The sequence below is a fragment of the Nakamurella sp. A5-74 genome, assembly GCF_040438885.1.
In the GTDB taxonomy this organism is placed as follows: Bacteria; Actinomycetota; Actinomycetes; order Mycobacteriales; family Nakamurellaceae; genus Nakamurella.
Map to the genome: position 1 here is coordinate 4,740,025 of NZ_CP159218.1, position 8,545 is coordinate 4,748,569.

The following is an 8,545-nucleotide window of genomic DNA, read 5'->3' on the forward strand; positions in this document are numbered from 1 at the left end:
CGAGAACCGTTGCAGGGCAGTATGTTTCGGCGACCTGTCGAACGCAACGAGGCAGGTTCCGACGCTTTCCGTCACCGTGACGTAACTGCCCGGGGCGACCGGTCACGGAAAATCGCGGACGAAGATGAACTCGGGACCCTCGGCCGGTCGACCGCCCGATCGCGACCGATTTCAGCGCAGTGCGTCCCGGTTCGAGGTGATCCGACAGCAGTTCGGTGGGCTCGCGTCGTCGCGAGCATCTGGCATCAGGACTCGGCGGTGCCGAATCCACCGTCCCGGGCACTGCGCTTGGCGACCTCGGGGGCCATCATCCGGACGATCCGCTCGAGGTCGTCGACGGTCGCGAACTCGAGGGTGATCTTCCCCTTGCGACGTCCGAGGTCGACCTTGGCCCGGGTGTCGAAGCGGTCCGACAGCAGCCGGGCCAGATTCTCGAGTCCCGGCATGACGATCTTCTTGCGCGGCTGCGCTCGTCGGCGGGGTGAGTCGCCGGCCAACAACGTCACCTGCTCCTCGGTGCCGCGAACGGACAGGCCCTCGGCGACGATCCGGGTCGCGAGATTCTCCTGCGCCTCCGGGTCCTCCAGCCCGAGCAGGGCCCGAGCGTGACCGGCCGACAGCACACCGGCAGCGACTCGACGCTGCACCGGAACCGGCAGCTTGAGCAGTCGGATCGTGTTGGAGATGACCGGCCGACTGCGCCCCAACCGGGTGGCCAACTCCTCGTGCGTGACTCCGAACTCGTCCAGCAGCTGCTGGTACGCGGCCGCTTCCTCGAGTGGGTTCAGATTGGCCCGGTGGATGTTCTCCAGCAGCGCGTCCCGCAGCAGAGCCGCGTCTTCGGTCTTGCGGACGATCACCGGGATCTTCGGCAGACCAGCTTGTTGGGAGGCCCTCCAGCGGCGCTCACCCATCACCAGTTCGAACCTGATGTCGCCCTCCGGCCGGTCCAGGGAACGGACCACGACCGGTTGAAGCATGCCGAATTCACGCAGTGAGTGCTCGAGTTCTGCGAGCGCATCCTGGTCGAAGACGGTGCGGGGGTTCTTCGGGTTCGGCCGGATCGACGCCGGATCTACCTCTTCGTACCGCGGTGCGTCGGCGTCGATGGGCGCGGCCGGAGGCGTCGGTCGACCTCCCATGAAGACATCCGACACCGTCGACGTGGTGGGGCCGGTGGGGATCAGGGACGCGATCCCGCGTCCGAGCCCCCCCTTGGGCTTGCTCATGAGCGCTCCTCGGTCGTCGACTGCTGAGAGTGCGCGGAGACGGCAGGCGCTGCGCCCCGGTGGGCGATCTCCCGGGCGGCATCCAGATAGCTCAGAGCGCCGCGGGAGCCCGGGTCGTAGGTGATCACCGACTGCCCGTATCCGGGCGCCTCGGATACCTTCACCGAACGCGGGATGACGCTGGTGAGGACCTTGTCCCCGAAGTGGGAACGAACCTCCTGGGCGACCTGGTCGGCGAGTTTGGTGCGCCCGTCGTACATCGTCAGCAGGATCGTGCTGACGTCCAACGAAGGGTTCAGGTGCTGCTGCACCAGAGAGATGTTGTTGATCAGCTGACCCAGGCCCTCGAGTGCGTAGTACTCGCACTGGATCGGGATCAGAACTTCCTGGGTGGCCACCATTGCGTTGACGGTGAGCAGTCCCAGCGAGGGCGGGCAGTCGATGAAGACGTAGTCGTACTCGCCGCGAATCGCTTCGATCGCCTTCTTCAGCCGACCCTCCCGAGCCACCATGGTCACGAGCTCGATCTCGGCGCCGGCGAGGTCGATGGTGGCGGGGATGACGCCCAGTCGGGGTGCGTCCGGGCAGGTCTGGATCGCCTCGGCCGCCTCGATCTCACCGAGCAACACCTCGTACACCGATGGCGTTCCCAGCGTCCGGACGGCGCCGAGAGCAGTGCTGGTATTGCCCTGCGGGTCGAGGTCGATGACGAGCACATGCAGTCCGGCGAGCGCCAGGGCGACCCCGATGTTGACAGTCGTCGTGGTCTTCCCGACGCCACCCTTCTGGTTGGCGACCGCGAACACCCGACGTTCACGTGGCCGGGGGAGGGACAGGTCGCCCTGCTGTACTTCGATCGCCCGTCGGGCGGCGGCGGCGATGGGGGTGTCCTCCAGGAAGGGATCGACGAACGCATCGGAAGCCCCGGGGGTACTGGGTGCGGGCAGTTCGTCATCGACGTCACGGCTGTTGAAGGCCGAGATTGATGGGCGTGTTTCACGTGGAACGGCTGGATCGATCTCGCCGGTTTCACGTGGAACATCGTCCTTGAACGATCCTGGAGCTGCGTTCTCGGACACACCAATCCTCTCGATCACCTGCACAACGAAGTCGTGCTCGACCCTACGTCACCTGCTGGGGTGGATCTGAGACAGCGGGAGCTCACACTGAGCCATGCGCGGTGTTTCACGTGAAACCCCCTGTGGGCCTCTCGCTCTTCTCGTGACGAGACAGGCCGGCGATGGAGAGCGTTGCGGTAGCCGCTCCGTCATGCCCGGCTTGAATGCCGCCGCCCTGGGTCTCATCTGATATCGAGCAACAAACGGAGCGGCTGGGAGATCCAGTGATGGAGGAGTGGCGGCCCCGCCGTGGAGCCAGTGCCGGACACCGGCTGCGTCAGCCCATCGGTTTCATCTTGCTCTACTCCCTCCGGCACACGTCCCGTGATGGACGGCAAGGTTCGAAGCATGATCGCTCACAGCCTCGGGTCCTTCATCTACCAGAAGCCTTGCCTCGTCGATTCACGTGAAACACAAGCAGCCGCGAATCTCGGATGGGGTCTCGACTCGCTCCTCCGTCGCTCGCTCGACCACCGCAGCTTCTGATCGGGGAGTGCACGGGGGCCGTACGGCCAACCTCGACGCTCCAGGGAAGCAGGCGAGGGTCCAGCAGCGCAGGTCGGAGTCTCACTCAATCCTTCGTCGCACGTTCCACGACCGCGGCTCTCTGATTGGGAGAGTTGGAGGCTTGTGTGGACAGCTGGATCTCGACCCGCTCCTCCGAGTACCGACGGTGTCTCATGACGAGTGCGGTCTTGGGTGGGGAGGTCGGACATGGCGGCTCGATTCAGGAGCGTTCCCCGGGGTGGTGTCTGGCCGGCGTTGGTTGGGTCTGGCCCCCCGGAGAGAGGAACGAACGGAGGGGTGGGAGGCCGGTCGGACACCACCCCGGGGCGCGAACAGTGCCAGTCACCAATCTCCTGTTTCACGTGGAACGGAGGCGCACATGGATCAGCAGGTGTCGGGGCGGCCACGTACCTTCGACGCATGACACAGACGTCCGTCGCCGCCGGTTCGAGTCGCCAACGTATGTCGATCGGGGTGGGCTTCCCGCGGAGCTATTCACCGTCCCTTGCTGCTGAGTTCGCGAGGGCCACGGAAGCTGCCGGCCTGGACGAGATCTGGTTCGTCGAAGACTGCTTCTACAGCACGGCTCCGCCACTCGCCGCCGTCGCTCTCGCCGCTACCGAGCACATCAGCGTCGGGCTCGGAATCCTGCCGGCGGTCGTCCGCACCGCGGCGGTGACTGCCATGGAGATCAGCACCCTGGAGCAGATCGGTCCCGGCCGGGTGGTCGCCGGTATCGGTCACGGTGTCCAGAGTTGGATGCAGCAGATGGGCGTCAAGCCGGCCTCACCGCTCACCGCACTGGGGGAGACCCTCAGCGCGGTGCGTTCACTTCTGCAGGGCGAACATCTCGACGAGGCGGGTCGAGTGGTCACCGTCCGGGACGTCGGACTGGTTTTCCCGCCCGCCACACCGCCACCGGTCATCGCCGGCGTACGTGGGGCCAAGTCGCTGCAACTGGCGGGCCAGGTCTGCGACGGTGTGCTGCTCGACGCGCCGACTTCGCCCTACTACCTCGATCAGGCTCGTACGCTGTGCGCTGCCGGGCCGGAGTTCCAGTTCCGCGCGTTGTCCTGGTGGTCGGTCGCTGGCGACCCGCGGGATGCACGGGCGGCCATGGCCGATGGTCTGCTGGACGCCGTCATACACCGGTTGCCGATGATCAGCGCGCTCCCGTTCTCCGATGCGCTCGTCACTGCAGCCGAGGCCGGGGGAGTGCAGGCCTTGATCGACCTGCCGCAGGAGTACTGGACTGCGATGGGAGCCGTCGGCACTCTCGACGATGCCGCACAGCACATCCGTTCGCTGGCCGACGCGGGTCTGCGTTCCGCGGCGTTCTTCCTCGACGACGATCCCGCGACCGGCCGACGCCAGATCCAACAGATCGCGCAGGTGGCCTCGAGCGGCTGAGCAGCGCCCGACCGTCCCACCAGCATGCAAAGCCTCGGCCGACACCGCGGTCGGGCTGCGCGTCGGTCAGCCGCGCCGTTTCCGTGGCCGAGACCGCTGGCCGGAGGACGGCACAGCCTTGGGTGGCGGACGAACCAGCTCGGCATGGACCAGTGAGGTGACCGGGTCGACCACGCCGGCTCCCACCTCGATCACCGTGGCCGGTCCGAGACCCCACTTCTCGAGCTCGGCGGCATCCCGCTCGATCTCCTCGCCGGCTGACGACCCCTTGAGTGGCAGGAAGATCCCGCCGATCCGCAACAGCGGTACCGACCACCTGGCCAGCTTCGCCAACGGAGCCACCGCACGGGACGTCACGACTTCGGCGCCGCCCCCGGTGGCTGCCGCCAGGTCGTCAGCGACGTCCTCGGCCCGCCCGCGCAGCACCCGCACGTTGTCCAGGTCCCAGGCCGCCACGATCTCCGCGAGGTACAGCGTGCGGCGCAGCAATGGTTCGACCAGATAGAGGGTGCAGTCAGGCCGGGCGATCGCCAGCGGGATGCCGGGCAGTCCGGCACCCGATCCGACGTCGACCACTGTCGCGCCGGGTGGCAGCAGCTCGGCGACCACTGCCGAGTTCAGCACATGCCTCGACCACAGACGGGGTGTCTCGCGCGGACCGATCAGTCCGCGCTCGACCCCGTCGGAGGCCAGCGACGACACGTACTGCTGAGCAAGTGGCCACCGGTCGCCGAACAGTGCGGCACCCGCAGGCGGGCAGGCATCCACCCGGTCGTCGTCAGACGACGAGGGTGGCGCACTGTCCGATTCGTCCGACATGATCGATCGGAGAAAGATCAGGCGGCGGGGGAGATGACCACGCGCCGACGCGGCTCCTCACCCTCGCTGGAGGACTCGGCACCATCGACCAGAGCAACCGCATCGTGCACGATCTTCCGCTCGAAGGGGTTCATCGGATCCAGTCGCACCGGCTCACCCGAGGACACGACCTCGCCGGCGATGCTGCGTCCGAGCTCGGTCAGCTCAGTACGGCGTTCGGCGCGGTATCCACCGACGTCCAGCATCAGCCGCGAACGCTGACCGGTCTCTGCCGTGGCAGCCAGCCGGGTGAGCTCCTGCAGCGCATCCAGTACCTCTCCCCGGTCGCCGACCAGCTTGCGGATGTCGTCGCTGTCGCCGATCACGGACACCACGGCACGCTCACCTTCGACGTCCAGATCGATGTCGCCGTCGTAGTCGAGGATGTCGAGCAGTCGCTCCAGATAGTCACCTGCGGCGTCGCCCTCGGCCACCAGTTCCTCGTGCACCGGTCCCTTGCGCCTCGGGGCGGTCTCCAGCGATTCCACTGATTCGACCGCTGACTGGTTGAGTGCATCTGCTTCCGTAGGTGCTTCGGGGACGTCGCTCAACGTGCTGTTCTCGGTCATCATCATCCTTGTCTCAGTGTGGCCCGGCGAGCCGGGAAGTCCTGTGCCGCAACGCATCGGGGAGGTGGGTCGGACATCCGCCGCGCGGATCGACACACACCTGGGTGCAGCGTCAGCGTTTGCGCTTCTTCTTGGAGTTGCTCGACGGACGGTTGCCGGGGCGATTGGGCCGCTGACCACCCGCGCCGCTCGGCCTCGCTCCCGGCGAGGGTCGGGTCGCAGGCTTCGCAGTCCCCGGTGGATCATCCGATACCTGGGACCCCTTGCTCAGGTTCACGTCGGAGTCGACCACCACGGTGGTGGGGCGGGCTCCCGGCGCCGGCTTGGTGAACCGCAATGCCTGCTTCTCCTCGACGACCACGGCAGCCTGCAGCGCCTTGCGCTTGTCCTGGACACGGTGTGCGAACCACAGCTGCCCGAAGGTCCACGAGTTGTTGGCCAGCCAGTAGAACAGGATCGCCAGCGGGAAGAACGGCCCACCGATGACGACGAAGGCCGGGAACACGTACAGCATCAGCTTGTTCATGATCGCGGACTGCGGGTTGGCGGCCGCCTCCGGATTGAGCGATGCCTGGCGGGCGACCGAACGACGCGACGTCAGGTGAGTCATGATGCCGGCGAGGATGGTCAGCGGCACGCCCACCCAGATGATCGTGGTGTGGTCACCGCCCATGAAGGCGAGCTGCTCGCCCTTCATCGACATCGAACCACCGAGGGGCGCACCACCGAACAGGGTCGCTTGACCGAAGTGTTGGACGTCCTGCGCCCCGAAGAAGTAGACCTGGCCCTTGAAGTAGAGCTGTCCGAGGCCACCACCGGGCAACTTGTCCTGCTGGGGTTGGAACATCCGCAGCACGTGGAACAGACCGATGAACACCGGAGCCTGGATCAGCGCGGGCAGACAGCCGCCCACCGCGCTGACGCCGTTCTCCTTGTTGAGCTTCATCATCTCTTCGGCGAGACGCTGTCGGTCGCCGGCGTACTTCTCCCGCAGCTTCTTCATCTGCGGTTGGATCGCCTGCATCTTGAGCTGGCTGTCCATCTGCTTCATGAACGGCTTGAACAGCAGCAGTCGCAGGGTGAAGACCAGGAACACGACGGAGAGTACCCAGCCCCAGCCGTTGGTCGGGCCCAGCAGGGCACCCCAGACCTTGTGCCAGACCCACATGATCCCGGAGACCGGGTAGTACAGGTAGTCGAGGCTGAAGAAATCGAATGTCACGAGGACGGTCTCTCTCCGGGTGTTCCGACGGCGACGCCGGGGATGGCAAATTTCTTGAACTCTGCTCGTACAGGTCGATCGGCTCGGCGACGACTGCTGTCACTCTCCACGATCACCCCAGAGGATGAACTGTCCGACTGCCGTTCAGGTTCCCGGCGGGATGGGGGCACCGGATCGATCGGACCGCGTCGACTGTATGGCTGGCAACGGCCGATGCGTCGCACGGTGAGCCACGTACCTCGCAGGGCTCCGTGCACCTGCAGCGCCTCGACCGCGTAGGCACTGCAGGTCGGGTGGTACCGGCAGGTGGCGGGGAGCGACGGCGAGATCTGCCGCTGGTAGAAGCGGATGGGGGCGATCAACATCCGGGCGATCCGGCCGCTCATCGTTCGGCCTGCTCGTTTTCCCAGCGGAACACCAGGCCGGCGCGTTTGGCGGCCACCCGCAGACCGATGTCCAGATCGGCGGCCAACTCGGTGCTGCTCGCGGTCGACGCCGGCGCCAGGGCCCGCACCACCACATCCGTCCCGGTGGGTAGCGCAGTCAGCCGGGACCGGACGAGCGGACGAAGTCGGCGGGTGATCCGGTGCCGCACCACCGAGTTGCCGATCTTCCCGGACACGACGAAACCGGCCCGGGGAGGTCGGGGTACATCCTCACCGGAACCGGTTGCGAGGTGAACGACCAGAGAAGTCGTTCCGGCACGCCGACCCGTCCGCATCACCCGGGAGAAGTCCTGGGATCGACGCAGGCGGGAGGTGGCCGCAGACACGAGTGGGCTGGCGAGCGCAGGAGCGCTCAGGCCGACAGTTCTTCGCGGCCCTTGCGACGACGCGCCGCGAGGATCGAACGGCCGGCGCGGGTACGCATCCGCAGACGGAAGCCGTGCGTCTTGGCCCGGCGGCGGTTGTTCGGCTGGAAAGTCCGCTTGCTCACTGTCGTTTCTCTTTCAACTTGAGGCTGTCACTCGCGCGAGCGACAGTTCGTGTTCCTGGCATGCACTGCAGGTGGTGACGCGAACGAGGGACGCCGCCACACCGGTGCCCGTCCGTCCCGCCGTCCGAACCGGGCTCTGGAGAAGATCAGTGAAGATCGCGCCACGATACGAACTGGGGACAGCAGACAGCCGCCCGGAGATCCCAGGCACTGATCTCAGGGTACGGACGGATCAGGGGAACGGTCAAACCCACGCAGGTCACGAGGCGTTGGTGCGGTCGCGGTCTCCGGGCAGGACCCGAGCGGACGAGGTCCGCCCGCCGGGCAACCCGAGGTGTCGCGCCGGGGCTCCGGACCACTCCATTGATGATTCACCCCCACCCGAGCCTTGCCCTGTGTGATCGGCGCGCCCCCGCACCGAGCGGATCACCGACGTGTGATTACGACAGACGGGGGCATCCGCTCGTCAGCACGGCGCTCGGATGCGGATTTCACCGCATTCCGACACGCCGCACCGAACGCTTGCCTCAAGCCTCACCTTGTGCAGGAGGCTCGATGGTTGTTAGCGTCCCCCGCGCACCCCGAACGGCCCGTCCCCGCCTCCCGCTGTCCGGTTGATCCCGCCCGATCGGGACACACCGCACGGACAGGACGTGTAGACCCCTCTACTTGTCCACTTCTGTGGACAACTACTGT

General features: G+C 66.6%; 9 protein-coding genes. 1 reads left to right on the plus strand and 8 read right to left on the minus strand.

Going from position 1 to position 8,545, the window contains the following annotated elements; genetic code table 11:
- Positions 1-245: 245 nt before the first annotated feature.
- Complete coding sequence (locus ABLG96_RS21765) at positions 246-1,229, minus strand: ParB/RepB/Spo0J family partition protein (protein WP_353649389.1); 984 nt, start codon at positions 1,227-1,229, stop codon at positions 246-248.
- Positions 1,226-2,176, minus strand: a complete 951-nt coding sequence (locus ABLG96_RS21770) for a ParA family protein (RefSeq protein ID WP_353651620.1) — start codon at positions 2,174-2,176, stop codon at positions 1,226-1,228. Before ABLG96_RS21770 ends, ABLG96_RS21765 begins: the two co-directional genes overlap by 4 nt.
- A gap of 1,098 nt (positions 2,177-3,274) precedes the next feature.
- Between ABLG96_RS21770 and ABLG96_RS21775 the strand changes: the two genes are divergently transcribed.
- On the plus strand, positions 3,275-4,264 hold the full coding sequence (locus ABLG96_RS21775; protein WP_353649390.1) for an LLM class flavin-dependent oxidoreductase: 990 nt from the start codon (positions 3,275-3,277) through the stop codon (positions 4,262-4,264).
- A 66-nt stretch (positions 4,265-4,330) separates the two neighbouring features.
- On the opposite strand, the gene rsmG is transcribed toward ABLG96_RS21775, so the two are convergent.
- From rsmG to rpmH, 6 genes are all read right to left on the minus strand, one after another.
- The gene (gene rsmG, locus ABLG96_RS21780; protein WP_353649391.1) at positions 4,331-5,083 is read right to left on the minus strand and encodes a 16S rRNA (guanine(527)-N(7))-methyltransferase RsmG; all 753 of its coding nucleotides are present in this window, start codon (positions 5,081-5,083) and stop codon (positions 4,331-4,333) included.
- A gap of 17 nt (positions 5,084-5,100) precedes the next feature.
- On the minus strand, positions 5,101-5,691 hold the full coding sequence (locus ABLG96_RS21785; protein WP_353649392.1) for a R3H domain-containing nucleic acid-binding protein: 591 nt from the start codon (positions 5,689-5,691) through the stop codon (positions 5,101-5,103).
- Positions 5,692-5,803: 112 nt separating this feature from the next.
- Positions 5,804-6,913 carry a membrane protein insertase YidC gene (gene yidC, locus ABLG96_RS21790; RefSeq protein ID WP_353649393.1) on the minus strand — a complete coding sequence of 370 codons (1,110 nt, stop codon included), beginning with the start codon at positions 6,911-6,913 and terminating at the stop codon, positions 5,804-5,806.
- A complete protein-coding gene (yidD, locus tag ABLG96_RS21795; RefSeq protein ID WP_353649394.1) occupies positions 6,910-7,299 on the minus strand; it encodes a membrane protein insertion efficiency factor YidD in 390 nt (129 codons plus the stop codon). The genes yidC and yidD overlap by 4 nt, the downstream gene beginning before the upstream one ends.
- The gene (rnpA, locus tag ABLG96_RS21800; protein WP_353649395.1) at positions 7,296-7,685 is read right to left on the minus strand and encodes a ribonuclease P protein component; all 390 of its coding nucleotides are present in this window, start codon (positions 7,683-7,685) and stop codon (positions 7,296-7,298) included. Before rnpA ends, yidD begins: the two co-directional genes overlap by 4 nt.
- A 26-nt stretch (positions 7,686-7,711) precedes the next feature.
- Entirely contained in the window at positions 7,712-7,849 is a 138-nt protein-coding gene (gene rpmH / locus ABLG96_RS21805) for a 50S ribosomal protein L34 (RefSeq protein ID WP_353649396.1), read from the minus strand.
- Positions 7,850-8,545 lie beyond the last annotated feature (696 nt).